This window comes from Dyella choica (assembly GCF_003977665.1).
GTDB lineage: Bacteria > Pseudomonadota > Gammaproteobacteria > Xanthomonadales > Rhodanobacteraceae > Dyella_B > Dyella_B choica.
Genome location: NZ_RYYV01000006.1, coordinates 263,662 through 290,617, shown reverse-complemented (window position 1 = coordinate 290,617; position 26,956 = coordinate 263,662). Strand labels below are relative to the sequence as shown.

The window sequence follows — 26,956 nt, the reverse complement described above, 5'->3', positions numbered from 1 at the left end:
AAAGAAACCGTTTACATCAATGACTTAGATCGATTTTTATACTCAATGACGTGGGCAGTTCAGCTGCCCAAAACGCTGGACCCCGCGTAGGCGGGGCGGAAAACCGGCGTGCCCGGATGTTTCATCGCGTGATAACCATCACATTCTGTGCTTGCTCCCTAACACAGTTTCAGCAGTGCCTGTCAGTCTCGCCGAGGCCACTTTGCGTCGATGGTGACAAAAAACGAAACGTTCCAACCCATCCTCGACCATTTCGCTCAATTCACGAAAGAAAAGGAAAACGTTGTCATCGCCAACGGCCTTTCCGCGCTCCACCAGCAACTCCAATGGCAAAGCGCGACAGGCGTCAAAATGCAGGCGCACGCGCAGGCCGCTGTCAGGCGGAACAAGTTGGTTCGGTACGATCAGGCCTATTACGTTGAAGCTCACTACTTGGCGTGGCGGCAGCAGCGCGACGGGAAGCAACAACCGGTCGACGATGTCGAGCAATACGTTGAGCTTGCTGTCCATCCGCTGCAGCTCCTGCATCAGCGGAGTGTCGCCGTCATTGGCGATGTCGGCCTTGTGCTCATCCAGCGAGGCGAGCGAGCGCAGAACATGCAGGTTGCGCTCGTTAAGACGCGCGACGTCCTCGGGCGTGGGCTCAAAGGGCTCGATGGCCAGATGCACCGGCCCCTCGTAGGTCACCCGTTCGGAAAACGCCTGCCATCTTTCTTCGGTTTGCATGACACCCTCCTGTGCCGGCTTTATGACAGAACGCCGGCTATAAACAAGAGTCATTCATGAGGCGTGCCATAGGCGCCGAGACGGCCGGACGCTAGAAAGATGACGTAACGTAGCTGCGCAACGCTCGATGCTTGTATTGATGCTGGCTGAGCTGCTCTTCCACCACCGCATGCACTTCGCGCGCGCGTTCCAGTAACGCGTTGTTTTGCGTCTGTAGGGCTGCCAAGGCTTCATGCTGCTGCATACCGAGCGACTCACTCTGCATCCGTTGCAAATGCAACTGTCGCTTCTTATCGAGTTCAGCCACCAACGTCCAGTTGCCGTCGCCGGCCGCTGCGCACATTTCGATGGTGAGCGCCAGGGCCTCGTGCAATTCATCTTGTACCGTACCGCTCATGGTACCGCTACTTGCGCCTTCAGCTGGGCAAGTTCAGCCAGGTACGGCTCGCGGATCGCATGCCAGGCTTCGCGGATCGGCGCGATCAGGCGTTCGCATTCATCCAGCGCGCGCAGGTCGTCATTGAGCTGCGCATGCAGCAGGCGACGGGTGATGTAGTCGTATAAGGCATCCAGGCGACCGGTCAGCGTGGGTTCCACGGTATGGTCGAGGCTCTCGCGCAAGGCGACGAGGATGCCGATCGCCTTGCCGAACGCCTGGCCCTTGGCGGGTATGTCCTTGTGCAAAATATGGCCGCGCGCCTGGTTGATGCGATCGACCAGGCCATCGAGCAGCATCGCCAGAAGCTGGTGGCGGTCAGCACCCTCCAGGCTGCCTTGCGCGCGCGTCTGGGCATACAGTGCACTGCCGTTTCGTGACATGTAACTCATGATCAGCCCTTGCTGCTGGTCCCGGTGAGCGCGTTCATAGCCTGGGTGAGATAGGAACTGGTGTTGTTGAGCGACGACACCAGCGAGCTCAGGCTGGTGTATTGCGTGACCAGCTGCTTTTGATAGACCGCCATACGGGCATTCAAGGCCGTCTGTTGCGACGACTGCTTGGTCAGGTCGCTGTTGAGGTTGGTGATGCGCGATTGCAGCGCACCGGATTTACTATTGAACCCGGTGACCAGGGAGCTCAGCTGCGTGGCAATGCCGGTGGTCCCCGTGAAAAGCTGTTGCACCGACAACGGATTGCTGGACAGAGCATTGGCCAGCGTGGTCGAGTTCAGTGCCAAGGTACCGTCTGCGTTGCGGGTAATCCCCAGGCTGGCCAAGCTGCTGGTGCTGCTGGTGGAAACCTTGCTGCTCAACACATGGGAAATCTGTCGTTGCACCGCCGAAAGCGTGGCATCGCCCAGCAGCACGCCAGCTACCTTGGTGGTGCTGTTGTAGCTTTGCAGCTGGTTTGCCGTGCTGGCATAGGTGTTGTACGCGGAGACGAAATCGTTCACCGCCGTGTTGATCGGTGTTGTGCTCTGCGCGACGGTAAGCTGTGAACTGCCGGTAGCGGCGAGATTCAAGGTCACGCCGGTCAGTGCGCCGCTCACGCTGTTGGTGGCGCTGCTGACGGAGATGCCATCGATCGTCAGCTGCGCATTGCTGGCCGTGGTGCTCGGCGTATTGAGCGCATTCGCCAGCGCCGTGACACCGCCGCTGCTGCCACTGCCGGCACTTACGCTGAAGGCGTTGGCGGTGCCCGTGCTGGTGGAGGTCAGTACGAGCTGGTTGCCGTTCACGCCCGCCACGATGGTGGCGGTCACACCGGGATTGCCGTTGGCATTATTGATGTTGCTGGCAATGGAGGACAGCGTGTCGCCGGTGCCGACCGTAATGTTTACGCTCTTGCCGCCCACCGCGATGTTGAGCGTGCCCGTGCCCACCGTAGCGGTGCTGGACTGCGCTGCACTGATGCTTCTCTGGGCGGTGGCGAGCTGGGTCACGTTGAGGCTATGGCTGCCTGGCGAGGCATCCGGCAGCGTCGTCACCGTGCCAAGCGAGGTGCTGGACAGGGTGGCGTTGAAAGTGCTGTAGGTGTTGCTGGAGGTCAGCTCGTTCAGCGCGGACTGCAGACCGGACAACGACGTCTGCAATGCGGTGAGGCCGGCGATCTTGTTGTTGTCTTCGTTGCTCTGGTTAGTGATCTGCGCCTGCGGACCGGCTTCCTGCGCGTTGACCAGCGCCGTGATGATGGAGTTGACGTCCAGTCCCGTACCCAGGCCCAGCGAACTGAGCAAGCCGGTACCGCTGATGTTGCCGCCGCTGCTGGAGCTGCCCGTGCTGGAAGTGGAGCCGGCACCGCTGATCGCGCCGGCAAGCGCGCTCGAAGTACTGCTCACACCGGAAATGCTGCTCATGAAGGCCTCATCGAAGGGTTTCTGGCGCCATCGAACCGCCGCCAAAGCTCACGTTCCTGCTGGGGATCGAAAGAGAGCTTTGCCCGCCGCTCGCGTGGGTTTTCTGACGCCTTGAGGGCCGTCAGACCCCTTGAAGCAAAAACCCGGCCATGGCTTGCGCCATGGCCGGTCGTACCGGTTAACCCAGCAGCTTGAGGATCTGCTGCGGCTGGGCATTGGCGGTGGCCAGCACCGAGATACCCGCCTGTTGCAACACCTGCGACTTGCTCAACTGCGCGGTGGTTGCCGCGAAGTCCGTGTCCTGAATCGAGCTCTGCGAAGCCGTCAGGTTGGTCTGCTGTGCGCTCAAGGTGGCGATCGTCGACTGGAAGCGGTTCTGCACGCCGCCCAGCTGGCTCTGGAAGTTGCTCACCTGGGTCAGCGCCACGTCGACGCGCGAGATCAGGTTGTTGGAATCGTCCACCGTCAAAACATCGCCGCCGGCCAGCGAACCGGAGGACGTGATCACCGAGCCGTCGGTGTAGGCCGCACCGGTAGCCGCAAAACCGGTAGCCGTTGAACCGGCACCGCTGGCGCCGAACGCGACCGCGCCCGTGGTCAGGTTGAACGCTGTGCCCGCAGCACCCGTCACCGATGCACCGGAGACCGCAAGTACGCCAGTGGAGTAGACGTTGATACCGCCGTTCTTGTTCACGGCCGCACTCACACCTGCAATACCGGCTGCGTTGATCGCATCCGCCACGCCCTGTGCGCTGTTGGCGCTGGCGCCACTGAGGCTGTAGCTCTTGCCGTCCGCGCCTTCGATGCTCAGGCCGCTCAAGCTGATCGACTGGCCCGACACGCCGCTGCCGTTGACGAACGCACCACTGATGTTGGCGGTGGAAATCTCCGAGATCTGGCCGACCTGGGAGGTGGTGGCGCCCTGGCCGAGGTTCACGTTGATCTGCTGGCCTACGTTGGAGCCGATCTGGAACGACAGCTGGCCGACCGATCCGTTCAACACGTTGGTGCCGTTGAAGCTGGTCTGGTTGGCGATACGGGTGATTTCCGACAGGTACTGCTGCACCGAGGTGTCGATCGCGGCGCGGTCGGAAGACTGGTACGTGCCGTTGGCGGACTGCACGGCCAGGTCACGGATAGACTGCAGGTTGGAGGTGATCTGGCTCAGCGCGGAACCCGCGGTCTGCGCCAGGTTGATGGCATCGCTGGCGTTGGTGCTGGCCTGGCCCAGGCCGCCGATCTGCGTCTGGAAACGCGAAGCAATCGCGAAGCCGGCGGCATTGTCCGCTGCGCTGTTGATCTTCAGACCCGAGGACAGGTCGCGAGTGGCGGTGCTCAGCGCGCTGCCCGACTTGCTCAAGTTGTTCTGGGCCTGCAGCGAAGCAATGTTGGTATTAAGAACGAGTGACATGGAAGTCTCCTGAAACCGGATAGGTGGTACTCGAACCGGCGGGATCCCGTCACCTTGCCGTGCCGACCGCCTCAGGGACTTTTTCGGCGCTGGTGGGCATTACTTGAGAAATTTTTTGGCGCCGGGCCAAGGGGATGGGCGCGAAAAGTGTGATGGATGACGCTAAAGGTTTGGCCGGTGCTGTCGATGTGCGGGGCTGTTGTGTGGTTGGCGCATCGAACGGGTGATTTCACCATGAAGGCTCTTTGCGCGATTTAGGCGGGGGATGCGAATTGGCGAATCCCAGCATCCAACTTGCGAGTGCGTGCATTGCCTGCGGCGCTTTCGGTCCCTAAAGGGACCGAAAGCGCCGCAGGCAATGTCTCGCCACACAAGATGCAACAACTTCGCCAGGTTGTCCCATCAGCGCAACCCTGTCCTCGAAAGCGAGAGGGCGTAAGCACCCAAGTTGGCACCAACATTGCTCCCACCCTCGCATATCGGCTTGGTCCACGCCGGATGCGTCGGATTTCCGACGCTCGCGTGTCCAGGCTTCATCGATCAGACGAGGAAACCACATGCGTTGCGTACTAGCCATTTGCGCCGTGTTCAAGGACGAGGCCGCATACCTGCGCGAATGGGTCGAGTTCCACCAGCTCATGGGCGTGGAACGCTTCTACCTGTACAACAACAATAGCTCCGATCCCTACCTCGACGCGCTGCAACCGCATATGGCCTCCGGCACAGTGGTGCTGCACGAGTGGCCGCGGCACCCGGCGCAGTTGCAGGCCTACGAGCATTGCCTGAAGACCCACGGCAGCGAAGCCGACTGGATCGCCTTCATCGACCTGGACGAGTTCCTGTTCGCGCCCGACGCCAGGCTTTTGCCCGATGTGCTGGCCGAGTATGCGGACCACCCCGGCGTAGGCGTCAACTGGGTGATGTTCGGTTCCGCCGGTCACACGGCGAAGCCGCCGGGCGGCGTACTGGAGAACTATCTGCGCCGCGGTACGCTCGACGGCGGTATTCCTTACGCCCAGGCGGATGGCAGCTATCGCCCGGAGAACGCGCACATCAAGAGCATCGTGCAGCCGGCCAAGGTCCTCGCATGCACCAATCCGCACTTCATGCTTTATATGGACAACGCGCACGCAGTGGATGAAAACGGTCGTTCTATCGACGGCCCCTTCACCGAGCAGGTGTCGGTGAAAAAACTGCGCATCAACCATTATTGGAGCAAGTCCGAAGCGGAGTGCCGGCTGAAATTCGCCAAGCCCCTGGCCGACAGCAAGGGTTCCAGGGACTGGAACTGGTTTCTGCAGCACGAAAAAGTCCTCAACGAAGTGCACGACGACGTCGTGCTGCGCGTCATCGCACAGCTGGGCGTGCAGCCGCCGATGTGGCCGCTGGAAACCTTCATGCGCAACCAGGAAGGCGTGTGGCATTCACCGCTGCGCGAGCATCCCCCGCACAAGGCCATCCACGCCACCGCTACGCACCTGCACGGCGTTGTGTGTGAAGCGCCGGACACGAGCCTGTATTCGGCAGCCCTGGCGAAAGAGATTCACAGCCGCACCAGCGCCCTGCATCTCTCGCCCAGGCGCGCCAATGCATTGCATATGCTCGATCCTGTTCCCAAAGGTTGCCGCGTGCTGGACATCGGTTGCGGCGGCGGCGTATCCACCCTGGCGTGGGCCGAGCGCGGCTGCAGCGTGGATGCCGTCGAATTTGCGCCGCACTGGGCGAGGGTGGCGGCGGCGCGACTGCGCGACTGTCCGCAAGTGCGCGTGTTTCAGGCCAGCTTGCGCGAGCTGTCGCTGCAACCGGACTACGACATCGTTTCGTTGACACTAGCGGACGACTACGCCGAGGCTTGGCCGCACGGCACCCCCTTGAGCGAAGCACTTGCCATGGCGGCGAGCGCGCTGAAACCGGAGGGCACGCTGATCCTGGCCACGCCCAATCGCCAGGCTTTTCCCGCTCAACACTATCTGCCCACGCGCGTGCAGGTCGATGCCATGCTGCGCGCTACGGGGCTTGCACAGATCGACATCAAGCTCGCGTTTCCCGATGCGCTGCTGCCGGAAGTGTTGATCTCGGCCCACGCGTCACAAGCGACCCCAGCATGGCGCCCAGACGATCTGATCGCACAGCGCCCGCTGCTGCGCGAAGCCGGCAAGGAGGCAACGCAGTGGGAGCTTCACGCTCAAGCGGGCACGCTGGGCGAACATGCGCCGGGATGGCTATGGATCGCCAGTCGCGACGGCGCGCCTTCGCTGCTGCGCACCGATGTCCTCGCGCACAGCTTCACCGACAATCGGGTGCCGGCACTCAACACGATCACCGAATATGTGCGGCGCGGAGGAGCCATCCAGGCCGTGCCGCGCCCCATGCAGCCCGGACTGAGCTGGTACGGGTCCGCATTCGATCCCGTGCACGAACCCTACTTGCTCCCGGCGGGGCGCTCACTGCTGGTATTGCTGCGCAGGGCCATCCACGAGCAGCGCATCGACCTGCTGGCAGGCCTGCTGCGCAAATGGAGCGCGCTGATCTACGCGCAAGCCGACGGCGAGGACAAGATTCCCGGCGAATGGCTGGACGCGCTGCCTGCCCACATCTATCTGCAAGCCGATGGCGAGACCCTCGCCTTCCGAGGCGGCGAATGGCGCGCGCGGCAACCCGTGGAGAAGCAGATTCCAGTCTACATGGGTCTGTGGCAGATCGCCTATGAAGCCGGGCTGGAAGACCTGCTCGGCCTGGCCTCGCCGGCCGAACGCGTTACCTGGTTGTGCAAGCGCTTGCAGATCGATGCCTCGGCGGAATGGATCGGACATGGCCGCAACCTTAATGAAGCCTTTGCGCGCGAAACCCATGAAGACGGTTGCTGGAACCGCACCGACCGCCATCTGAAGATCCTGCCGGAATGGCTGATATCGTTGCCGCCTTCGGATCTCTACAAGCAATGGCAGGAGCAGTTGCAGCTCAGCAATATGGCCGTGGCGCAGGCCATGCACCGTATCGAGAAGCATGGCGCACCACGCATGCAGGTGATCGTGATCGACCACGGCAATGACGTGGAAGCCGTGCAGGCGACCCAGGCCAGCCTGGAAGCCCAGCATTACCCGCATTACCAACTGAGCGTGATCAGCGGCGACGATCCCATGCAACGCCTGCCTGGAGAAATTACTGCCGGCGACGCAGACTGGATCCAGCTGCTGCATGCAGGCGACTTGTTGCATCCTGCCGCCTTGCTGCTGCTGGCCGAGCGCGCGGTGGCGGATCCCTATCTACGCGCCGTCTATTTCGATGAAGACGCCCATAGCCGTGGCACGTTCGAGCACCCGATCTTCAAGCCTGATTTCAATCTCGACCTGCTGCGCAGCTATCCGTATGCCGGCCGCGCGCTTGCCTTCCAGCGCCGGTGCTGCATAGAACTGGGCAATCTCCAGGCGCGCTATGGCGACATGGCACCCTACGACCTTCTGTTCCGCCTGATCGAAACGGACGGACTGCAGTCCATCGGCCATATCGCCGAAGTCATGCACCGTGCCGCACTGCCTTACGGCCAATGGTTGGCGTCGGAGACGGTCAAGGCGCACAGCGCCGAGATCGTCTCCCAACACTTGACGCGCATTCGCGTGCCGCACCGCATGGAAGCCGGCGCCCTGCCCGGTTTCAACCGTGTGGTGTACCAGCACGCGCAGCAGCCGCTGGTGTCGATCATCGTGCCGACCAAGGACCAGTTGCCCCTGCTCAACGGCCTGATCGACAGCCTGCTGTCCAGGACCAGCTACCTCAACTACGAGCTCCTGATCGTCGACAACAACACCTCGGAGCCGGCAGCCTGCGCGTATCTCGACGGGATCGAACGGCTCAACAGTGCGCAGTTGCGCGTACTGCGCTATCCGCATCCGTTCAATTATTCCGCCATCAACAATTTCGCGGCAGCGCAGGCGCGGGGGGAATACCTGATCCTGCTCAACAACGACACCGCCGTACTGCATGCCGAATGGATCGATGCCTTGCTCAATCATGCGCAGCGTCCGGAGGTCGGTATCGTAGGCGCCAAGCTGCATTTTCCCGATGGGCGCATTCAGCACGGTGGTGTGGTGCTGGGCTTGCGCGGCCCTGCTGACCATCCTTTCATCGGCCTGGCGATGGAGGCGGACGGCTACATGCATCGTCTGCGCGTGGATCAGAACTACACCGCGGTGACAGCCGCGTGCCTGATGATCCGCAAGTCCGTCTACGACGAGGTTGGCGGGTTGGACGAGCTGGATTTCAAGGTTTCCTACAACGACGTCGATCTATGCCTGAAAGTGCAACAAGCCGGCTACCTGACCGTGTGGACGCCGTATGCGCGCCTGATGCACGTGGGCAGCGTCAGCCAGACCAAGGTCGACACGACCGCCCAGGAGGCCAAGCAGAAACGCTTCGAGGGCGAACAAGGCGCGATGTACCGAAAGTGGCTGAAGCTGCTTGCGCGCGACCCCGCCTATAGCACCAACCTCAGCGTCGACGGCTCGGGCTTCGAACTGGACCCCATGCGCAGCAAGGCGTGGCAACCCTTCGCCAGCCCGCTCCGGCCGCGCCTGTTCTGTGTCGCCGCCGACGAGCACGGCTGCGGCCACTACCGCATTCGCCAGCCGTTCGCCTCCATGCAGCGCGAAGGCATGATCGAGGGCCTCATCGCCGGCGTCCATCTGACCCCGGTGGCGATGGAACGCTTCCAGCCCACCTCACTGGTGATGCAGCGGCAGATCCACGAACACCAGATCAAGCTACTGGAAAGCTATCGTGACTACTCCAAGGCTTTCAAGGTGTTCGAGCTGGACGACCTGATCCAGCAGATCCCGGTGAAGAGCGCCTTCCACGGCATCATGCCCAAGGATGTGGTCAAGTCGCTGCGACGCGCGCTATCGGCCATGGACCGCTTCGTCGTCTCCACCCCTTCACTCGCGGAAGAATTCAAAGGCTTCCACTCCGACATCCGCGTGGTGCTGAACCACCTGCCGGTGGACTGGTGGGGTGGCCTGCAGGCACAGCGGCGCGTCGGCCGCAAACCGCGCGTCGGCTGGGGCGGCGGCTCCAGCCATCGCGGCGACCTGGAACTGATCGCCGACGTCGTGCGCGACCTGGCCGGCGAAGTGGAATGGGTGTTCTTCGGCATGTGCCCCGACAAGCTGCGCCCTTACGTGCACGAATTCCACACCGGCGTGCCGATCGAGGAATACCCGCGCAAGCTGGCCTCGCTGAACCTGGACCTCGCCCTGGCACCGCTCGAAGAGAACGCGTTCAACGAATGCAAGAGCAACCTGCGCCTGCTCGAATACGGCGCCTGCGGCTTCCCGGTGATCTGCACCGACATCGTCCCCTATCAAGGCGATCTGCCGGTGACACGCGTGAAGAACCGCTACAAGGACTGGGTCAACGCGATCCGCATGCACCTGGACGACCTGGATGCCACGGCGAGGACGGGCGATGCGTTGCACGAGGCAGTGCGCAAGGACTGGATGCTGGAGGGCGAAAAGCTGGTGGCTTGGCGGGATGCATGGTTGCCGAACTGACCGCGCACTTTCGTGCGCGGGGAGCACTTCGTCGGCTGGGATGCCAATCCCAGCCGACGGCATTCATGCGAACTGGCTGTCGCGAGTGTTCTTCTGCACGGCAATGGCAGCAAACAGGCTCAATGCGTAAGCCATGCCATAGAAGCCCTTCTCGCTGGCGGACAGAGTGGCGTTGTAGAGTCCTATCACTAGCAAAGCGATGGCGATCAGCGTCGAGACCCAGGCCAGGCCGTAGTAGATCGCGGTGACGGGAATGCCCTCAAGGCGGTCGCGCACACTCTTTTGCACGGAAATGGCTGCGAACAGCCCGTACATCAGCACCGCAAAGTAGTAGCCCTTTTCATTCAGCTGCATGTCGGCATGCCAAAGCCCGACAAGAAAGGCCACGACCCCGGCCAACAGGGCCACCCAGGACGCGGCAACAAAGGCGAAGGACGGCTTCTGTACGGAACCCTGCATGATTCATCTCCATTGAGTAAAAAGTCGCGGCTGCTCCTGCCGGAATAAAGGGCACGCTGGCTCGCAAGACATCCGATGGCTTGCGCCGTGCGCCCCCGCTTCGCGTTCGCATCGGCCGCGTCATCATAGCGATGTAAGTGCAGAGGGAACAATGCGTAGACTGGGATGATAATCGTAGGCCGGGTTGCCAATCCCAGCATTGGCATACGTGCAAGCCGCGATGCTGGGATTGTCACCCCAGCCTACGCTTGCCCTGACAACCTGCTTCATGTACTCATTCGCGTTCCGGCTGCCTTGCTTGGACGAAAAGCGCATGCTGACAACACTGGCGATAGCCAACTACCGTTCCCTGCGATCGCTCACCCTCCCGCTGGGTCCATTGAACCTGATCACAGGCGCCAACGGCAGCGGCAAGTCGAATCTCTACCGCGCCTTGCGCTTGCTTGCCGAAACTGCACATGGCGGTGTCGTGAACGCGCTGGCGCGAGAGGGCGGATTGTCCTCAACGCTGTGGGCCGGCCCCGAACGCATCTCGCGCCGGATGTTGCAAGGCGAAGTGCCGGTGCAGGGCGGGCCGCGCCAGGAACCGATTGCGCTCAGGCTTGGCTTTGCCGGCGACGACTACGGCTATGCCATCGACCTCGGTCTCCCCGCACCTTCCAATGCGCCTACGGCATTCAGCCTCGACCCGGAAATCAAGCGCGAGGCGATCTGGGCAGGACCTTTCCTGCGTTCATCGAACGCGCTGGTCGACCGGCATGGCGCCCTGGCCAAGGTCAAGGAAGGGCGTGGCTGGCGCGTCGTGGCCAAGCATCTCAACCCGTTCGAAAGCATGTTTACACAACTGGCCGATCCCGAACGCGCACCGGAAGTGCTTTCGATGCGCGAGGCGATACGCGGCTGGCGTTTCTACGACCATTTCCGCTCGGACCGGGACGCACCGGCACGCTTGGCGCAACTGGGCACACGCACCCCAGTACTAAGTCATGATGGCGGAGACCTCGCGGCAGCCTGGCAGACCATCCGCGAGATCGGCGATCGGGAAGCGCTGAACGAGGCCGTCGAAGACGCCTTCCCCGGCGCATCGGTTGAAGTAGAAGTGCGCGACGGCCGCTTCGGCCTGAGCTTCGGTCAGCATGGCTTGTTGCGTCCACTTTCCGCCAGCGAGCTGTCGGATGGAACACTGCGCTACCTACTGTGGATCGCCGCGCTGCACACTCCGCGACCACCGTCCCTGATGGTGCTGAACGAGCCGGAAACCAGCCTGCATCCCGATCTTCTGCCAGCGCTGGCCCGCCTGATCGGGCAGGCTGCTGCGAAGAGCCAGGTGTGGGTGATATCGCATGCTTCACGGCTTATCGCTGCACTCGAAGACCTTCCTTCCTGCAATAGCATCTCGCTCGAAAAGGAGCTGAGCCAGACTCGCATCATTGGGCAACGAGAACTGGATGAACCGGCTTGGTATTGGCCCGAGCGATAAGCGTCCATCGGGCGATGTAGGCTGGGATGACAATCCCAGCTCTCATTACGGGCGACTGATGCTGGGATTGTCATCCCAGCCTACGCAACGTTGAACCATTGCTGCAGGACGGGTTGGCACTGCGCCGCATCGAATTCGACGATGCGGCTGAAGTGCATCTTGTTCGCCTGGACGAAGGGCTCATCCGCCAGCAAGGCGTCCAGTTCCTCGCGTGATGCGGCTCGCGCCACCAGGAAACCGCCGTGCGCCGGCACCTGCGGACCGGAAAACAGGAAATACCCTTGGTCATAGCCCTTCTGCAGAAACGCATGATGAGCGGGCACCAGCTCGGCGAGCTCCTCGAACGGTACGAGATGCCTGCCTTCCAAAAGAAAGTGTTTCATGAGCGAGTTCTCCGTAGGGAATGCAACGTTTCAGCGAACGCGGACGATCATCTTTCCGCCCGCCGTTCCTTCATCCAGCACCCGATGCGCTTGCTGGATTTCTTCCAGGTCGAACGATCGCGCCGGCTTCGCGCGCAACGTGCCCGCCTCGACCAGATCGACGATCCGTTGGAAGGGAATGTCGGTCAGCGGGTATTCCGGCGTGCCATACACAAAAGCGCTGCCGAAGAAGCTGAGATGCCGGCCACTGGGCAAATGCAACAAAGGGTCGAAGGCAGCGATCGGTTCATGGCCGCCCAGAAAGCCTGCCACGCACACTCGTCCACCCCGTTTGGTCAGGCGCAAGGATTCCAGCAGGGTGGCCGTGCCGATCAGATCAAGCACGGCATCGACGCCATGCGGGGCGATGTGCTTCAGCCCATTCTCCAGCTCGCTGCCATCAACCAGCACTTCATCGGCACCGTGATTTCGTGCAGCCGGTGCGCCCTCGGCCGTGCGTACAGTGGCGACAACCTTGGCTTGTGCGTAGCGAGCGAGATCGAGTGCAGCCAATCCCAGCGCGGAGGTGGCGCCACGAATCAGTATCACGTCGCCACGCGTCAGCGACAGGTTATCGAACAGGCAGCTCCATGCTGTTGCGTAGGACTCAGGTATGGCCGCCAGTTGGGCCCAATCGAGCGTGCTGCGAATGGGCACCACATTGGGGGCGGGAACGGCAACGAGCTCGGCGTAACTACCGTTGCGCGTTCGCCCCATGCCTCCCATCAAGGCAAATACACGCTGCGCGGCAAGCAAACCACCATTGGGGTCATGCACCACTTCACCAACGCATTCGATGCCCGAAATGGGCGCAACTTCACCCCATAAGCCGCGCCGGAGATACTGTTCCGCGCGGTTGATACCGAACGCTCTGACGCGAACCAGCACCTCACCCGAACCCGCTACCGGGTCAGGCACCTCTTCGAGCAAAAGCTGCTCCGGTCCGCCGTATTGCTGCCGCACGATCGCCTTCATGCCATGCCTCCTTCTGCTTGGAAGGTTTTAGGCTAGGCTTGGCAGCCTCCGTAAGAAATTTAATATTCAAGCCAATCACTGTAAGGAGATCGGACAATGGTTTTCTCCCTGCACGAGCTGGCCTGCCTCGATGCCGTCATCGCCGAAGGCAGTTTCCAGGCTGCTGCCGAGAAGCTTCATCGCACCCATCCTGCCGTCCATGCCGCGGTGAAGAATCTGGAGCAGCGGCTTGGCGTGGCCCTGCTCGACCGCAGCCAATACCGGGTCGGTCTCACGCCGGCCGGAGAAGCTTTTCGCCGCCAGGCGGCCACAGTGCTGCGAGAGGCTGCTGCGCTGGAAACCCTGGGGCTGCAGCTGAGCCAGGGCGAGGAAACCGACTTGCGCGTGGTAGTTGGCGACCTCACGCCGACGGAAGAAGTACTGCGCAGACTGAAACGCTTCTTCAAGGCTCACCCAAAAACCCGCTTGCACTTGCATTTCGAGGTGATCGGCGGCCCTTGGGAACGTCTGTTGGCGGAGGAAGCCGACCTGATCATTCATCACATCGACAAGAGCGACGCGCGCTTCGAATGGGTCGACCTCGGCACGGTGACCCTGCTGCCGGTGACCGCGCCCGGCTTCCTTGCCGAAGCTGTCACTCGTGATCTGACGCCCGGGCAGATGCGTGCCTACGTGCAGGTGATCATTCGCGACACGGCGCGACAGCCCGGACGCGACTACTTCGTGATCAAGGACGCACCCAGTTGGACAGTAGCCGACCAACACACCAAGCAGGCATTGATCGTGCAGGGCATGGGTTGGGGACACATGCCCTTGCATCTGGTGGAAAAGGAATTGCGTACAGGGAAGCTGATTTCGCTCGAAGGGCGCCATTTCAAGCGCTCGAAACTCGACCTCGTCGCAGCAAGGCTGCGCGGGCGCCCCGTCGGCCCGGTCGCCCGGGCCTTATGGAGCTATCTAGCCGAGGCCAAGTGACTCTCTGTAAACCCGGCAGCAGCACATTCCGAGCCATCTGCCGCCGGCTAGCGCCCCTCGCCAGGCGAACCGCGCGGCACCACACGAATGATATTCATCATGCCCAAATCCTCGTGCTGGAGGATGTGGCAATGAAAGACGAAATCACCCACGTCCGGCCCACGGAAATCCATACGCACTTTGACACTGGGATACGGATGTTGCGGATTGCCGTCCCAGTACGGCACTTGCACCATATCCAGGTATTGGCCGGCGATGCCGGGAGGCTGGGGGGAGCCGTTGATTTCGAAGTTGTCCTGCGATTCGATCAGGAAATGGATCTGGTGAATATGGAACTCGTGGTTTTCCATAGTGCGGTTCTGAATCACCCATTGCTCCACCGTGCCCTGCCTGGCCACGATGTCCGGCGGCAGGCTGGGGTCGAAGACGTGCTTGGGCCGCCCCTCCACCGCCATGAAGAAGGCCGTGGGCTGTATTTCATCGAAATAGACGGTCCGCACCTTCGCCAACGGGGCTTGTGCCAAGCCGGCAAATCGCTGCTGACCGGTGCTCGCCCCGCTAAATGCCGGCAGGCGATCCGCAGCGTCGGCCTCAGCTTGCAATGCGAACGCATCCCCCGTTCGTATCGTTGCCAAGGGACGCGTGGGGTCGTTGTCACCCAAAGGCCCCGTGTCGATATTCTGCGTAACCAGTTGCGCCAACTTCACGCCTTGCGGCGGTGCCTCGACGATGAATTCGGCCCGCGCCGCCGGGGGCAGCAAGATGTGCCCGAGCCCGATCGACTCGCCCGTACGCTTGCCATCCTGCGAATCGATCGGCACGCCGTCTCGCGCCACCAGCTGCATGGTCTGCGCTTTTCCATCCCATAAGTAGCGCAGGTCCAGGATGGTGTCCGCCGAGGCATTGGCAACGCGCCAGAACTGTTTCTCCCCCCCCTGCATCAACAGTACGGCTGGCACGAAGTGCGGCGATTCGGCAGAGGGCGAGGTAATCGGTACGTAATTGAGCGATACGTCCCAGGAAGGGATATCTCCGCCCGGACTGGGCGCGCCTGGCACGAGTTGATCGCGCACCACCAGAACACGCTGGCGCAGTCCAGCCACGACGGGCTGCACGTTTTCGATGCCCTCCACCACGATGGCCCCCGCCGCTCCACCCTGGAGCATGGATTCCGACAAGCCATGGATATGGGTGTGGTACCAGTACAGTCCCGGAGGCTCGTTGGCGGGGATCTTCATGTCGTACCGAAACGTTTGCCCCGAATTGACCATCGTCTTGATCACTTCGTCCTGGTGGCAGGTGGGCGAGATGTTGCCGCCATGGAAGTGAATATTGACCGAGCTGCTGTCCATGATGGCCGCACCGCAGATCGGCCCGCTGATCGCCATGGCACCCGAACCTGCCGGCAGATTGTTGGTCAAGGTGATTAGCAGGTGATCGCCTGGGCGCAGATGCAACGTCGGATTCTGCTTGCCGTCCGGCGTCATGAAGCAATACAGAACGCGCCCCGCTTCGTCCCTTCGGCTCTGATAGGAAAAGCGAACGCGCAATTCGCCGCTGCGGGCGTAAAGCGCCGACTCTCTTTCGACTACGCTGCCTGCCGCGGGACGCGGGCACGGATTTTCCACCGGCGCAACAGGGGCTGGATGATCCAAGGATTGGGCGCTGATGCGACCAACCATCACCAGCACTGAAAGCATGGAGAGCAAACAGCAGCACAACCAACTAAGCGAGCGCATAGCACGACTCCCAATCGTTGGATTTTGGTGTTCTACCCCATGAGAAAAAAACGGAAAGCAGGTAGTTAATATCGCTTATCAGAGCGATCGCATCGCGATGCGCATGCTCCACAAGCGAGCACAATGAGCATGAAACCAGCCCCGCGCAAACGGTTCCCATATGATGAAAGGTGACATTGGCCGCACAGATCCATGCGCTGCCTGCACTACCTAGGAAGCCCCTAGCCATCTAGGCTGCGCTTGAATTCTCCCTGAGTCAATACGCCTTTTTGCCCCCTACGGCAAGGCGTAATTTCAGCATCTGCCTGCCATCAAGTCAGCTTGAACAGTTTCCCCGGCACGTTCTGAAAGCCAGTCGCACTGGCCAGCATCGTGCCGCGCTGGTAGGAGAAATTCTTGTCCGTGGTCGGCTGGAAGAATTCGACGAAGTCGAGGCTGCGCTTGCCGAGCACGAAGCCGCCGATCAGCGGCGGATTGACCGCATACATCATCGGGATCAACGCCATCATGGAGCTGGCCGGCACACCGATCAAATGTTCTTCCAGGTCACCGCTCTGTTGGCTGTGCTGGGGGTAGAACCACAGCGGCGTGCTGATGAAGAGAAAGGAATCGTTGCCCATGCCAGTAAGCAGAGTGCGCAGCAGCCACTTCGCGGTTTCCGCGTTGAGGTGCTCGATCACGTCGAGCAGGCAGATGATGTTGTACTGGGCCAGGCGGTCGGAAGGGATGCTTTGCGCCAGGCCGTGCCAGGCGTTGCGGTAGATCCTGCGTTCGAACAGGGCCTGGTTGGCGAAGGCGCCCTCGAAACCGTCCACGCCGTCGACGGACCAGTGCCGGGTGGCCGGATGGCTTTTGATCAATTCGCCCAAGCCCCCCTTGCCGAAGCCGATGTCGAGCACTTCGACGTCCGCGGCGTTGTCCTGCATGATGTGGAAGATCAGCTCCTTCGGGGACGCCGAATCACCTGCGGGCAGCAGCTGCGTGTGGATGGAATCGATCTGTTGATAGTCTTTGAGAACTTGCCGCAGCATGCCGGGCCTGCCAGGGATAGGGGTCGATGAATGGATGGAAGTCGAATCAGACCGGGATGGCCTTCACTACAAACTGGAACACGTTCGCATCCTGTACGGCCTGCTCCGGATCCCCACCGGCCGCCTGCGCCATGGCGCGGATGTAAGGGGCGAACTGCGCGCCATGGGAATTGTTGAGCATGCGCGTGATGCCGGTGACAATGCCGAAACCCGTTTGCTGGAACATCTCCAGCAGGGTGACGCGGGTAAACCAGCGCAGGTGGGTGCGGTCCAGCAAGCCGGCTGGTTCGTAGCGGAAATCTCCGCAGCTCAAGCGTGCCTGGATGCTCCAGTGCTGCACGTTCGGGACGCAGGCCAGCAGGCAGCCGTCAGCAGGCATGATCTCGCGCAGCTTGGCCAGCAGCTGCCACGGATCACGCAGATGCTCCAGCACATCGGCAAAAACCCAGCAGTCGGCATGAAAGCGATCGCGGAGAAAGTCCTTGTCTTTCGATTCAATGTCGAATGAAAGCACCTCGTCGCAATGGGCGGCCGCCATCTGGGTGTATTCGGGCACGATATCCACGCCCACGTAGTGCGCGTGCGGATTGCGCTTCTTGTACTCGCGGGCGAGCACGCCGGAGCTGCATCCGATCTCTACGACGCGCCGCCGGTCCAGCGGCATCAGATTGAGCACATCCTGGTTGTGAATTTGATTGACAGGTGTCTGTTGCATGATGAGAGAAACTCCGGATGCGTTCGGCCACGCACGAGCGTCAGCGTAGGTAATCGAACAGGCTGGTGCCCTGGATCTTGGCAAACACCTGTTGTGACGCCTGCAGTGCGGTGGATTGCAGCGAAAGATTGCTGATGGCGGTGGCCATGTCGACGTCCTGCACGTCCGACAGCGCGCTCTTATAGGTCAGGTTGAGATCGGAATAGCTGGTGCTTTGATGCTGCAGGGTATCGATGCGGCTGCCCACGGAGACCTGCGCAGTGGAAACGGCGTTCATCGCCTGGTTGAGTGATTCGAGCTGACGGTTCAGCGTGTTGGTGATGGAGGTCGAGCTGCCACCGCTCTGCAAAGCGGTGATCATGTTGTTGAGCGTGGTGAAGACGTCCTGATTGTTGGACGTGTTGTCGGATTGCAGCTTGACCGTGTCGCCAGCCTTCGGCGTGCCGCTCATGTTGATGGCGACGCCGTTGAAGCTGATGCTGCCGCCGTCGGTGTACGTCCCCGCAATGGGATTGCCGCTGCTGTCGGTCACGGGGTTGCCAGCAGCGTCGGTCACGCTGTAACTGCCGTTGGCGCCGAAAGTGATGGTGTCATTTACCGGTCCAGACGCGGTGGCGGCGCTCCATGCAGCAGTATTGGTGACGCTGTTCGAACCCACCACCAGCGTGCCGGTGTTGCTGCTGCTGGCACTTGCAACAAAAGAGCCGTTGCCTGCGGCCAGGTTCATGAAAATATCGCTGCCGGCGTCGCTGCTGGCCACCTGCAATCCGGTGCCGATCGAGGTGAAGGACTGCTGCTCGTTGCCGACATAAGTGACCGCACCACTGCTGCTGTTTGTTACGAACGGCACGGTGGTGGTACTGGTGCCGGCAAACAGCGCCTGGCCGTTCCCGTCGGTGGTGTTGGCAAGCTGCACGAGCTGGTTGCGATACTGCGTGAGCTGCGTGGCCATGTTGCTGAGGTCGGTGGACGACATGGCCCCGTTAATGGCGCCCAGGCCGATGTCATTCACGCTGCTCAGCAAATTGCTGACAGTGGTGAGCGTCGAGGATTCGGTGGACAAGCGCGTATTGGCGGCGTTGATGTTGCTGGCGTATTGCGTGTTCTGGGCAAGAATGTGATTCAGCCCCACGACCTGCGCGGCACCGGTGGGATTGTCCGAAGCCACGTTGATGGCGAGGCCGGTGCTCACCTCGTTTTGGGTCTGCGCCAGCGTGGCCTGCTGGTTCAGCATCGTGCTGAGCTGCTGTTGATACGTCCAGACGGTGGAGATGCGCATCGTGGGTCCTGCCCTTAACGGGACTGAATAGCGGTGATCAGGCTGCTGAAGATCTGTTCGGCGGTGCTGATCACCTGCGCCGAAGCCTGGTAGGCCTGCTGGAATTGCACGAGGTTGGCCGCTTCCTGGTTCAGGTTCACGCCGGCATAGCTTTGCTGCGCGCCCATCGCCTGGTTGTGGATATTGGTCTGCGTGGCGAGATTGGAACTTGCCAGGCTGCCCGCGCTGCCGATCTGCGCCGTAAGATCGGCGTAGCTGGCCACGACGGAAGTCTTGCCGCCGTTGATCACGCCGGTGTTTGCCAGTGCAGCCAGCGACAACGCATTGCTGTTGTCGTTGAGGCCATTGGTATTGGCCGCCACGGTGAACTTGTCGCCACTGGCCGGCGCACCGCTCAGGCTCAGGCTCCAGCCGTCCGCCGTGATCGGCTGGCCGGAGGTGTACGTGCCAGTCGTGGTATTGCCTGCGCCATCCGTGATCGCGTAGTTGCCGCCCGCGCCAAACGTGACAGTGGCGCCGGAAAGCAGGTTGGCATTGGCCGAATTGGTCACGCTCACCGGGCCCGCCTTGCCGGTGCCGGTGTTGCTCGTGCCTGCCGAGGCAGTGAGTGCAGCAGCGGCGGCGATGCCGTTCGGATCGGTCAAGCTCACCGCAAGCGAGGTGGAGGCATTGCGCGTAGGCTGGATTGCATAGCTGTCGCCAATCTGCGCGCTGCCTGCCACGCTCAAAGTAAGCCCATCCGCGGACAGCGTGCCGTTGGCGTTCGCAGTGAGTGCAACGCCCTGGCCACTGCTGGTCGATAGCGTCCAGCCGTTGGTACCCGTGCCTGTACCGGTGTAGCGCAACACGTAGTCCGACGTCGTTATGTGCGAGACGTTGCTCACGGATGCTGTCACCGTGGCACCGCCGCTGGCATTCTTGCTTGACGGCAACACCGCAGGCGCACCGACACTGAAAATCGGCTGGCCCTGTTGGCCATTGAGATTCAGGCCTGCGGCCTGCTGTGCGTTGACACTGGAAGCCAGGGCGATCGCCGACTGACCCAAGGTGTTCTGCGCGGGCTGCAACACATTGTCGCGATAGCTGATCAGCGCACCCAGGTTGCCGCCGCTCAGCTGCGAGGTGACATTGTTGCCGGCGCTGTCGAACGCGTCAGTACTGCCGGGATCGTACTGATTGGCCGCGCTGGACAGCGCATACGACTGCGCGCCGCTCACCAGCGTTCCGCCGGCGGAGGTGTAAACGCTGATCGAACCATCGTTGTTGGTCGAGGCGGAAATACCGGTCAGCCCCGCCAGCTGCTGCACCAGGCCGTCGCGCTGATCGAGCAGGGCGTTCGGATTGCCGGTGGTGCCTGCCTGCAGGATCTGGTTGTTGAGCTTGGCGATCTGCGCAGCCAGACCGTTGATGTTGCCGACCGTGCTGCCAATCTGCTGGTTGACCTGGGTCGATTGCTGGCTGAGCTGCTGGCCGAGCGTGTTGAACACGCTGGTGAGCGAAGACGCGCTACCCAGCGCTGCTTGCCGCACCGAGGAGGAAGTTGGCGAGTTCGCGACGCTGCTGAAGCCGTTGTAGAGGTTGTCCAGCGCGGTCTGCAGATTGCCGCTGCTGCTCAGGAAACCGTTGAGCGAGGTGGTGAGGCCGTTGCTGGTGGTGGCGCCCTGCAGGCTGCTGTTGCTGCTCCACAGCGCCTGGGTCAGGTACTGGCTGTAGGCGCGCTGCACCGCCACCACGTTCACGCCCGAACCCACGGTGTATTGGCTGTTGCCGCCCGAGACGACCTCGGACTGCAGCACGCTTTGCTCGCTGTAGCCGCTGGTGCTGGCATTGGCGATGTTGTTGCTGACCGTGCTCAACGCTACCTGGGCGGCGTTGAGGCCGGAAATGCCGATGTTTAGGATGCCGGACATGGGAGCATTTCCTTAAGTGTAAAAGCCGAATCCCGATGAGTCTTACGCCCCTCCCCCTGCTTGCAGAGCCTGCCCCGGACTTGATCCGGGGGGGAGGTTGGGAGGGGGTTGCACACACTTGCCTCGGCGCAAGCTTGACCAACCCCACCCCAACCCTCCCCTGCAAGCAGGGGAGGGAGTCGATATTGGGAGCAACGGGAAATCTCGTTCATAAATTCGGCACGCCCACTGATTTCTTGAGCGCATCCAGGGCCTGCCGCATGGCGCTGCTGTTGGCGATCGCCGCTACCTTGCCCGCGTATTCCGGATCGGTGGCATAGCCACCGGCGACCAGCGCCCGGGCATAGCCCAGCACGTCGTCGCCGCGGCCGAGCGCGCCGGCATAGCGCGGATCCTTGCCGACCAGCTCGGCGTAATCGGCCAAGGAATCTGCCGTGGACGGGTAGGAGCGGAATTGCGCCTGCTTGCGCACCGCGATGCCGCCTTCGTATTCCACCGTAGGCACGTTCACGCGTGCGCCATCCCAGCCGCCGCCGGCCTTGATGCCGAACAGGTTGAAGCTGCTGCTGCCGTCGGAGTGGGTGGGCATGTGTTGGCCCCAATGGGTTTCCAACGCGGCCTGCGCCAGCACCGTGCGCAGCGACAAGCCAAGTTCCTTGGCCACGATGCTGGCCTGCGGCGCGAGTTCGCGCACGAAGCTTTCCGCATCCTGCGGCAACCAGGCCATCGCCTTGCGCGCGGCAGAGTGCGTGGCGTCGGCCACTTCGAACAGACGTTGCTTCCACCCGTCGGCCAGGCCGGCGGCGTGCGGGCCTGCCGCAGCAGCCTGGTTTGCTTCGCCTTGCGCCTGGCCGTGTCCGCCGAGCTGGTGAATCAGCATTTGGGCGATCCCCAATCCCTTGCCGTGCTGGGAAAGATCCAAGGAGAGCTGCTGGTCATACATGTCCTGCCAGGCGTCAGTGGCCTGGCTTTCGAACAAAGGATCGCCGAAATTCGCTGCGCGCATCGACTTCAGCAACATTTCGGTAAACATCGACTCGAACTGCCTGGCCACCGCCGGCAGTGCGGCATTGCTGTCCGTATCGGCTTGATGACGCAGCGCGCCGAACCCGGAGAGATCGGTCCAGGTGCTCAGGCTTTGCGCAGCGACGCTACCGATGTCGGCCATTTAGATCACCACCAGATCGGCATGCAAGGCGCCCGCCTGCTTGAGCGCCTCAAGGATCGAAATCAGATCCGTCGGGGTGGCACCGACCTGGTTCACCGCGCGCACGATCGAATCGAGGCTTACGCCGGGACCGAACTTGAACATGTGCGCGCCCTGCTGGGTGACCGAGACGGAGCTGTTCGGCACCACCGCGGTCTGCCCATTGCTGAAAGGCCCGGGCTGACTTACCAGCGGCTGCTCGCTGATGGTCACCTGGATCGAGCCGTGCGCCACGGCAGCCGTGCTGACCCGCACATCCGACCCGATCACCACCGTGCCGGTACGCGAGTTGACTATCACGCGTGCTGGCGCGTCGCCGGGGGCGACTTCGAGCGCTTCGATGGCGCCCAGCCAGGCAACTTTCTGGCCCGGGTCGGCCGGACCGCGCACGTCGACCGAACCGCCATCGAGCGCACGCGCCGTGCCGGCACCGTAGAGATGATTGATCGCATCCACGATGTGGTTGACGGTGGCGTAATCGGCCGTATTGAGGTTCAACACGATATCGCCGCCGCTGCTGAAGGAATTCGGCACCACGCGTTCGACCGAGGCGCCATTGGGAATGCGCCCGCTGGCGGAGACATTGATCTGCACGCTCGAACCGCTGCGGCCCGATGCGCTTACGCCACCGACGACGACACTGCCTTGTGCAATAGCGTAGACGTTGCCGTCCGCGCCACGCAGCGGGGACATCAGCAGCTCGCCGCCGCGCAGACTTTTGGCGTTGCCGATCGACGCCACCGTGATGTCGATGGCCTGACCTGGCTTGGCGAAAGGCGGTAGCTCGGCGGTGATGGTCACCGCGGCGACGTCCTTCAGCTGCGGCTGGATGCCGGTGGAAGGAATCGACACGCCGAACTGCTTGAGCATGTTTTCCAGGCTTTGCGTGGTGAACGGCGCCTGGGTGGTCTGGTCACCGGTGCCGTCCAGCCCCACTACCAGGCCATAGCCGACGAGCTGGTTGCTGCGCACGCCGGCCACCTGGACCAGATCACGGATTTTGTCGGCGTGGGCGGCAAACGGCATGGCGAATGCCGCTAACAGCACAACAGGCTTCAATGCGTGATGTCGCCAACTGGCCGAAACTTGTCCCCTCCCCTGCGTGCTGGGGAGGGCTGGGGTGGGGTCGCACGAGCTTGCCGCGATTTGGAATTTGTCTCGAGGCTGCTTCACCCCCCCCCAACCCTCCCCTACTCCACGTAGGGGAGGGAGCTGTCTGAGGCTAGCCATGAGAATTCGCATGCTCATCAGAACGGCATCCACTTGGAGTTGAAGAACTTGGCCAGCCAGCCTTGCGTATTGGCTTCATTCAAGCTGCCGCGGCCGGTATAGGTGATGCGTGCATCGGCCACGCGCGTGGAATCGACGGAATTGTCCTGCCCGATATCCTGGGCGCGCACGATGCCGGAGATGCGGATCAGCTCCTGGCCCTGGTTGATGGTCAGCCACTTCTCGCCTTTCACCAGCAGGTTGCCGTTGGAAAGACGCTGTGCCACCGTTACCGTGAGCTGGCCGGAGAGCTGGTTGCTCTGCGTGCTGCTGCCGGCACCGTCGAAACTGTTGGCGGAGTTGAGCGATGAATTGGCTGTCTGGCCGGCAATGCGCAGCGACTGCCCGAGGATCTGCGGCGCACCGACATTCACCTTGTCGGTCTTGCTGGTGGTGGTTTCGGACTTCTTGCTGGCCTGCATCGCCTCGACCAGGTTGATGGTCAGAATGTCGCCGATGCGGTGCGCGCGCGCATCGTTGAACAACTCCATGTTCTGCATGTCGTGGTAGATCGAGCCATCTGCCGCCGCCGGCGTGGCTTGCTCAACCGGCGCGGTGGCGGCCCATTTCGCGTCTTCCAGCCGCTGGTGCTCCTGGATGGCGCCGCAACCGGCCAGCGCCGCGGCGAGCAGCGAAACGGATGCAATACGTAACAACATCGGCATGGGCATAAATCACCATCAGGTCTTGTTGATTACGAACTGCAACATGTCGTCCACGGCACTGATCGACTTGGAGTTCATTTCGTAGGTACGTTGGGCCTCGATCATGTTCACCATCTCTGCCACCACGCTGGTGTTGGAGGATTCCAGCGAGCCTTGCGCGAGCGTGCCCATGCCGTTGAGGCCGGGCTGCCCGGTCTGGGCCGTGCCGCTGGACTGGGTTTCCAGATAGAGGTTCTGCCCCATCGGCTGCAGGCCGGCGGGATTGACGAAGTTCGCCAGCTGGATCACGCCGATCTGCGTCGGCTTGGTGGAGCCGTTGCTGGTGGCGCTGACGGTGCCATCGGTGCCAATGGTGATGCTGTTGACGTTGGCCGGCAGGGTGATCGACGGCACCAGCGGATAACCGTCGCCCGTGACGATCTGGCCGGTGGAATCCTCGTGCAGCGAGCCATCGCGTGTGTAAGCGACCGTACCATCCGGCAAACTCACCTGAATGAAGCCGTCGCCCTGGATCGCCACATCCAGCGAGTTGCCGGTCTGGGTGATCGCGCCTTGGGTGAACAGTTTTTCGGTGCCGACCACTTTCACGCCGGTACCGAGCAACAGGCCGGTGGGCGATTGCGTCTGCTGGGTGGTCTGGCTGCCGGGCTGGCCTTCGTTCTGGTACATCAGGTCCTGGAACGAGGCACGCGAGGTCTTGAAGCCGGTGGTGCTCGCGTTGGCCAGGTTGTTGGAGATCACGTCCATCTGCGTCTGCTGCGCATCCAGGCCGGTCTTGGCGATCCAGAGGGAAGAGAACATGGGCTGCTCCGTGATAGGCGTTAACTGTTCTGCAGCAACTTGGTGCTGTCGTCCGCGTCGTCTTCGGCGGTCTTGAGCGAACGCACCTGCATTTCGTACTGGCGCGACAGCGAGATCATCTTCACCAGTTCCGTGGAGGGGTTGACGTTGCTGGCTTCCAGCGCACCCGAAGTCAACGTCACCGTGCTGTCGGCATCGGCGGAGCTGCCGTCGTTCATGTGCATCAGGCCATCGGCGCCCTCAGCCATCTGCGTGGGGTCCGGATTGACCAGCTTGATCTGTCCGACTGCGGCGATGGTGCCGGGCCCCTGTCCCTTCGGTACCGTCGAAATGGTGCCGTCCTTGCCGATGGCGATCTGCGCGCTGTCGGGAACAGTGACGGGACCCGCCGCGCCCATCACCGGATTGCCGCGCGCGTCGCTGAGGCTGCCGTCGGCGCCGAGCTGCAGATCGCCCGCACGTGTGTAGGCTTCGCTGCCGTCCGGCGCCTGTACCGCGATCCAGCCCGGGCCGTTCACCGCGACATCAAGCTGACGGCCGGTGTGCTGGATCGATCCCTGCGCCTGGTCCTGTCCCACGCCTTGAGCCACCGCATTGATGCGTGTGTTGGCGCCCGGGCCGAGCACCGGCACGCTTTGAAATGCGCTCAGCTCGCTTTTGAAGCCCACGGTGGATGCGTTGGCCAGGTTGTGGCTCACCGCATCCTGCGCACGCATGGTCTGCGTGGCTCCGGTCATGGCAATGTAGACGAGACGGTCCATGCGCTTTTGACTCGATTACCCGCGGGAGACGGCCTGGAACAGCGACTGCGACAACGAGTTCACCGTGCCGAGCATCTGTGAATTCGCCTGGTAGTCCTGCTGCGCCTGGATCATGTTGACCAGCTGCGCGGTGGTGTCAGAGGTGTTGGAGGTTTCCAACTGGCCCTGCTCGATGTTGCCGAACTGGCCGACGCTGGCCGTCCCCAGCACCGCGGTGCCTGACGATTGCGTCCCCACCCAGCGGTTGTTCGCGATCTGCTGCAAGCCTTGCAAGTTGGCGAAGTTGGCCACCGCGATCTGGCCCAGCTGGCTGGTCTGGTTATTGGAATAGATCGCCGTGACAACGCCGTCAGTGCCGATCGTGACGTTGTCCAGCACGCCGGCTTGGAAGCCGTTCTGGTTGATGGTGCCGGGCGCGTAGGCGGTGCCGAACTGGGTGGTGTTGGTCACGTTCAACGTCATGGTGGCTGGGAAACTGGCACCATTGGTCGGCGGCACCGGCGTAAAGCTGAGATTGCCGTTGGACGGCGTGACCAGCGCGCCGGCCGTGCTGAAGTTCATCGCCGCCGTACCTGCGCTGTTGCCGTCGATGTACAGGTGCGCGTTCCAGCTGTTGTTGGCGCTCTTGACGTAGTAGATCGTTGCCGAGTGCGAACCACCCTGCGAGTCGTACACCGTCAGGGTCGAGGCATTGTTGTAGGTGGTGGAATCGGTCGGATTGAAGGGGGTGTTGGCCGGCACCGCGGCGCCCGCCGGCAGGTTCGAGCTCACCGTGATGGTGCTGGTCGGCGTTGCCGCGCTCTGCGCCGTGTTGAGCTGCAGATTGGTCAGCGTGCTGGTGTTGAAGCCACCCGTTGGGTTCGGCGGATAAACCTGCAGATTGGAACCGTCTGCGGTCACCACGTAGCCGGCGGCGTTCTCATGGAACGCGCCATCGCGCGTGTACTGGTTGCCGGTACCGTTGTTGACGATGAAGAAGCCATTGCCGCTCAGCGCCATGTCGAGGCTGCCGTTGGTGGTTTCGAGGTCGCCCTGTGAAAACTGCTGGGCGACGTCGGTGAGCTCAGCGCCACTGCCCACGGCCACCGAACTGAGATTGAGGCCGGTGACCGCGTAGACTTCGGCAAATTGGGCGGTGGAGCCTTTGAAACCCACCGTGCCCGCATTGGCAATGTTGTTGGAGATGACGTTCAACTGCGACTGGGCCGCATTGATGCCACTGAGCGCCTGATTGAGTGCCATGTTCTTGCTACCCCCTGGATGATGACGATGCCGGCGACAAGCCTGCGCG

The 26,956-nt window shown here is 62.1% G+C and carries 22 protein-coding genes; 3 read left to right on the top strand and 19 right to left on the bottom strand.

Annotated features, from left to right (window positions below; genetic code table 11):
• Positions 1-138: 138 nt before the first annotated feature.
• From EKH80_RS10570 to EKH80_RS10550, 5 genes are all read right to left on the bottom strand, one after another.
• Positions 139-726 carry a PilZ domain-containing protein gene (locus tag EKH80_RS10570; RefSeq protein ID WP_158628810.1) on the bottom strand — a complete coding sequence of 196 codons (588 nt, stop codon included), beginning with the start codon at positions 724-726 and terminating at the stop codon, positions 139-141.
• A 91-nt stretch (positions 727-817) separates the two neighbouring features.
• The gene (locus EKH80_RS10565) at positions 818-1,123 is read right to left on the bottom strand and encodes a hypothetical protein (RefSeq protein ID WP_126684706.1); all 306 of its coding nucleotides are present in this window, start codon (positions 1,121-1,123) and stop codon (positions 818-820) included.
• Positions 1,120-1,554 (bottom strand): flagellar export chaperone FliS, encoded by a 435-nt coding sequence (gene fliS, locus EKH80_RS10560; RefSeq protein WP_196240368.1) that lies wholly within the window; start codon positions 1,552-1,554, stop codon positions 1,120-1,122. The genes EKH80_RS10565 and fliS overlap by 4 nt, the downstream gene beginning before the upstream one ends.
• 2 nt (positions 1,555-1,556) lie before the next feature.
• Positions 1,557-3,020 carry a flagellar filament capping protein FliD gene (gene fliD / locus EKH80_RS10555; protein ID WP_126684704.1) on the bottom strand — a complete coding sequence of 488 codons (1,464 nt, stop codon included), beginning with the start codon at positions 3,018-3,020 and terminating at the stop codon, positions 1,557-1,559.
• A gap of 178 nt (positions 3,021-3,198) precedes the next feature.
• The gene (locus EKH80_RS10550) at positions 3,199-4,431 is read right to left on the bottom strand and encodes a flagellin N-terminal helical domain-containing protein (protein ID WP_126684703.1); all 1,233 of its coding nucleotides are present in this window, start codon (positions 4,429-4,431) and stop codon (positions 3,199-3,201) included.
• A gap of 557 nt (positions 4,432-4,988) precedes the next feature.
• Between EKH80_RS10550 and EKH80_RS10545 the strand changes: the two genes are divergently transcribed.
• On the top strand, positions 4,989-9,977 hold the full coding sequence (locus EKH80_RS10545; RefSeq protein WP_126684702.1) for a glycosyltransferase family 92 protein: 4,989 nt from the start codon (positions 4,989-4,991) through the stop codon (positions 9,975-9,977).
• Positions 9,978-10,040: 63 nt separating this feature from the next.
• Here the strand turns inward: EKH80_RS10545 and yiaA are convergent, their stop codons facing one another.
• Complete coding sequence (gene yiaA, locus EKH80_RS10540) at positions 10,041-10,436, bottom strand: inner membrane protein YiaA (RefSeq protein ID WP_126684701.1); 396 nt, start codon at positions 10,434-10,436, stop codon at positions 10,041-10,043.
• Between the two features lie 313 nt (positions 10,437-10,749).
• On the opposite strand from yiaA, the gene EKH80_RS10535 reads away from it, so the two are divergent.
• Positions 10,750-11,916, top strand: a complete 1,167-nt coding sequence (locus EKH80_RS10535; protein WP_126684700.1) for an AAA family ATPase — start codon at positions 10,750-10,752, stop codon at positions 11,914-11,916.
• Between the two features lie 80 nt (positions 11,917-11,996).
• Here the strand turns inward: EKH80_RS10535 and EKH80_RS10530 are convergent, their stop codons facing one another.
• Together EKH80_RS10530 and EKH80_RS10525 are read right to left on the bottom strand one after the other, a co-directional pair.
• Positions 11,997-12,299, bottom strand: a complete 303-nt coding sequence (locus EKH80_RS10530) for a YciI family protein (protein WP_126684699.1) — start codon at positions 12,297-12,299, stop codon at positions 11,997-11,999.
• A 30-nt stretch (positions 12,300-12,329) separates the two neighbouring features.
• Complete coding sequence (locus EKH80_RS10525; RefSeq protein ID WP_126684698.1) at positions 12,330-13,313, bottom strand: zinc-binding dehydrogenase; 984 nt, start codon at positions 13,311-13,313, stop codon at positions 12,330-12,332.
• A 96-nt stretch (positions 13,314-13,409) separates the two neighbouring features.
• Here EKH80_RS10525 and EKH80_RS10520 point away from each other — a divergent pair, with 96 nt between their 5' ends.
• The gene (locus tag EKH80_RS10520; protein WP_126684697.1) at positions 13,410-14,288 is read left to right on the top strand and encodes a LysR family transcriptional regulator; all 879 of its coding nucleotides are present in this window, start codon (positions 13,410-13,412) and stop codon (positions 14,286-14,288) included.
• A 47-nt stretch (positions 14,289-14,335) separates the two neighbouring features.
• Here the strand turns inward: EKH80_RS10520 and EKH80_RS10515 are convergent, their stop codons facing one another.
• The 11 genes from EKH80_RS10515 to EKH80_RS10465 form a co-directional block, all read right to left on the bottom strand.
• A complete protein-coding gene (locus EKH80_RS10515) occupies positions 14,336-16,027 on the bottom strand; it encodes a multicopper oxidase family protein (protein WP_126684696.1) in 1,692 nt (563 codons plus the stop codon).
• A 311-nt stretch (positions 16,028-16,338) separates the two neighbouring features.
• Positions 16,339-17,058: a class I SAM-dependent methyltransferase gene (locus EKH80_RS24135; protein WP_230473602.1), complete on the bottom strand. Its 720-nt coding sequence runs from the start codon at positions 17,056-17,058 to the stop codon at positions 16,339-16,341.
• A gap of 46 nt (positions 17,059-17,104) precedes the next feature.
• Positions 17,105-17,773, bottom strand: coding sequence for a class I SAM-dependent methyltransferase (locus tag EKH80_RS10505; protein WP_126684695.1), 669 nt, complete (start codon positions 17,771-17,773; stop codon positions 17,105-17,107).
• A 40-nt stretch (positions 17,774-17,813) separates the two neighbouring features.
• The gene (gene flgL / locus EKH80_RS10500) at positions 17,814-19,052 is read right to left on the bottom strand and encodes a flagellar hook-associated protein FlgL (protein WP_126684694.1); all 1,239 of its coding nucleotides are present in this window, start codon (positions 19,050-19,052) and stop codon (positions 17,814-17,816) included.
• Between the two features lie 14 nt (positions 19,053-19,066).
• Complete coding sequence (gene flgK / locus EKH80_RS10495) at positions 19,067-20,962, bottom strand: flagellar hook-associated protein FlgK (protein ID WP_126684693.1); 1,896 nt, start codon at positions 20,960-20,962, stop codon at positions 19,067-19,069.
• 208 nt (positions 20,963-21,170) lie between these two features.
• Positions 21,171-22,130: a flagellar assembly peptidoglycan hydrolase FlgJ gene (gene flgJ / locus EKH80_RS10490; protein ID WP_126684692.1), complete on the bottom strand. Its 960-nt coding sequence runs from the start codon at positions 22,128-22,130 to the stop codon at positions 21,171-21,173.
• Positions 22,131-23,195, bottom strand: coding sequence for a flagellar basal body P-ring protein FlgI (locus tag EKH80_RS10485; protein ID WP_230473600.1), 1,065 nt, complete (start codon positions 23,193-23,195; stop codon positions 22,131-22,133).
• Positions 23,196-23,416: 221 nt separating this feature from the next.
• Positions 23,417-24,103 (bottom strand): flagellar basal body L-ring protein FlgH, encoded by a 687-nt coding sequence (flgH, locus tag EKH80_RS10480; RefSeq protein ID WP_425481139.1) that lies wholly within the window; start codon positions 24,101-24,103, stop codon positions 23,417-23,419.
• Between the two features lie 15 nt (positions 24,104-24,118).
• A complete protein-coding gene (flgG, locus tag EKH80_RS10475) occupies positions 24,119-24,904 on the bottom strand; it encodes a flagellar basal-body rod protein FlgG (RefSeq protein ID WP_126684690.1) in 786 nt (261 codons plus the stop codon).
• A gap of 20 nt (positions 24,905-24,924) precedes the next feature.
• The gene (gene flgF / locus EKH80_RS10470) at positions 24,925-25,665 is read right to left on the bottom strand and encodes a flagellar basal-body rod protein FlgF (protein WP_126684689.1); all 741 of its coding nucleotides are present in this window, start codon (positions 25,663-25,665) and stop codon (positions 24,925-24,927) included.
• 15 nt (positions 25,666-25,680) lie between these two features.
• Positions 25,681-26,907: a flagellar hook protein FlgE gene (locus EKH80_RS10465; protein ID WP_126684688.1), complete on the bottom strand. Its 1,227-nt coding sequence runs from the start codon at positions 26,905-26,907 to the stop codon at positions 25,681-25,683.
• Positions 26,908-26,956: the final 49 nt, after the last annotated feature.

Excerpts from the sequence above, each read along its gene's own strand:
- EKH80_RS10570 (WP_158628810.1), bottom strand. The coding sequence starts at position 726 with ATGCAAACCGAAGAAAGATGGCAGGCGTTTTCCGAACGGGTGACCTAC.
- EKH80_RS10565 (WP_126684706.1), bottom strand. The coding sequence starts at position 1,123 with ATGAGCGGTACGGTACAAGATGAATTGCACGAGGCCCTGGCGCTCACC.
- fliS (WP_196240368.1), bottom strand. The coding sequence starts at position 1,554 with ATGAGTTACATGTCACGAAACGGCAGTGCACTGTATGCCCAGACGCGC.
- fliD (WP_126684704.1), bottom strand. The coding sequence starts at position 3,020 with ATGAGCAGCATTTCCGGTGTGAGCAGTACTTCGAGCGCGCTTGCCGGC.
- EKH80_RS10550 (WP_126684703.1), bottom strand. The coding sequence starts at position 4,431 with ATGTCACTCGTTCTTAATACCAACATTGCTTCGCTGCAGGCCCAGAAC.
- EKH80_RS10545 (WP_126684702.1), top strand. The coding sequence starts at position 4,989 with ATGCGTTGCGTACTAGCCATTTGCGCCGTGTTCAAGGACGAGGCCGCA.
- yiaA (WP_126684701.1), bottom strand. The coding sequence starts at position 10,436 with ATGCAGGGTTCCGTACAGAAGCCGTCCTTCGCCTTTGTTGCCGCGTCC.
- EKH80_RS10535 (WP_126684700.1), top strand. The coding sequence starts at position 10,750 with ATGCTGACAACACTGGCGATAGCCAACTACCGTTCCCTGCGATCGCTC.
- EKH80_RS10530 (WP_126684699.1), bottom strand. The coding sequence starts at position 12,299 with ATGAAACACTTTCTTTTGGAAGGCAGGCATCTCGTACCGTTCGAGGAG.
- EKH80_RS10525 (WP_126684698.1), bottom strand. The coding sequence starts at position 13,313 with ATGAAGGCGATCGTGCGGCAGCAATACGGCGGACCGGAGCAGCTTTTG.
- EKH80_RS10520 (WP_126684697.1), top strand. The coding sequence starts at position 13,410 with ATGGTTTTCTCCCTGCACGAGCTGGCCTGCCTCGATGCCGTCATCGCC.
- EKH80_RS10515 (WP_126684696.1), bottom strand. The coding sequence starts at position 16,027 with ATGCGCTCGCTTAGTTGGTTGTGCTGCTGTTTGCTCTCCATGCTTTCA.
- EKH80_RS24135 (WP_230473602.1), bottom strand. The coding sequence starts at position 17,058 with ATGCTGCGGCAAGTTCTCAAAGACTATCAACAGATCGATTCCATCCAC.
- EKH80_RS10505 (WP_126684695.1), bottom strand. The coding sequence starts at position 17,773 with ATGCAACAGACACCTGTCAATCAAATTCACAACCAGGATGTGCTCAAT.
- flgL (WP_126684694.1), bottom strand. The coding sequence starts at position 19,052 with ATGCGCATCTCCACCGTCTGGACGTATCAACAGCAGCTCAGCACGATG.
- flgK (WP_126684693.1), bottom strand. The coding sequence starts at position 20,962 with ATGTCCGGCATCCTAAACATCGGCATTTCCGGCCTCAACGCCGCCCAG.
- flgJ (WP_126684692.1), bottom strand. The coding sequence starts at position 22,130 with ATGGCCGACATCGGTAGCGTCGCTGCGCAAAGCCTGAGCACCTGGACC.
- EKH80_RS10485 (WP_230473600.1), bottom strand. The coding sequence starts at position 23,195 with ATGCCGTTTGCCGCCCACGCCGACAAAATCCGTGATCTGGTCCAGGTG.
- flgH (WP_425481139.1), bottom strand. The coding sequence starts at position 24,103 with ATGCCGATGTTGTTACGTATTGCATCCGTTTCGCTGCTCGCCGCGGCG.
- flgG (WP_126684690.1), bottom strand. The coding sequence starts at position 24,904 with ATGTTCTCTTCCCTCTGGATCGCCAAGACCGGCCTGGATGCGCAGCAG.
- flgF (WP_126684689.1), bottom strand. The coding sequence starts at position 25,665 with ATGGACCGTCTCGTCTACATTGCCATGACCGGAGCCACGCAGACCATG.
- EKH80_RS10465 (WP_126684688.1), bottom strand. The coding sequence starts at position 26,907 with ATGGCACTCAATCAGGCGCTCAGTGGCATCAATGCGGCCCAGTCGCAG.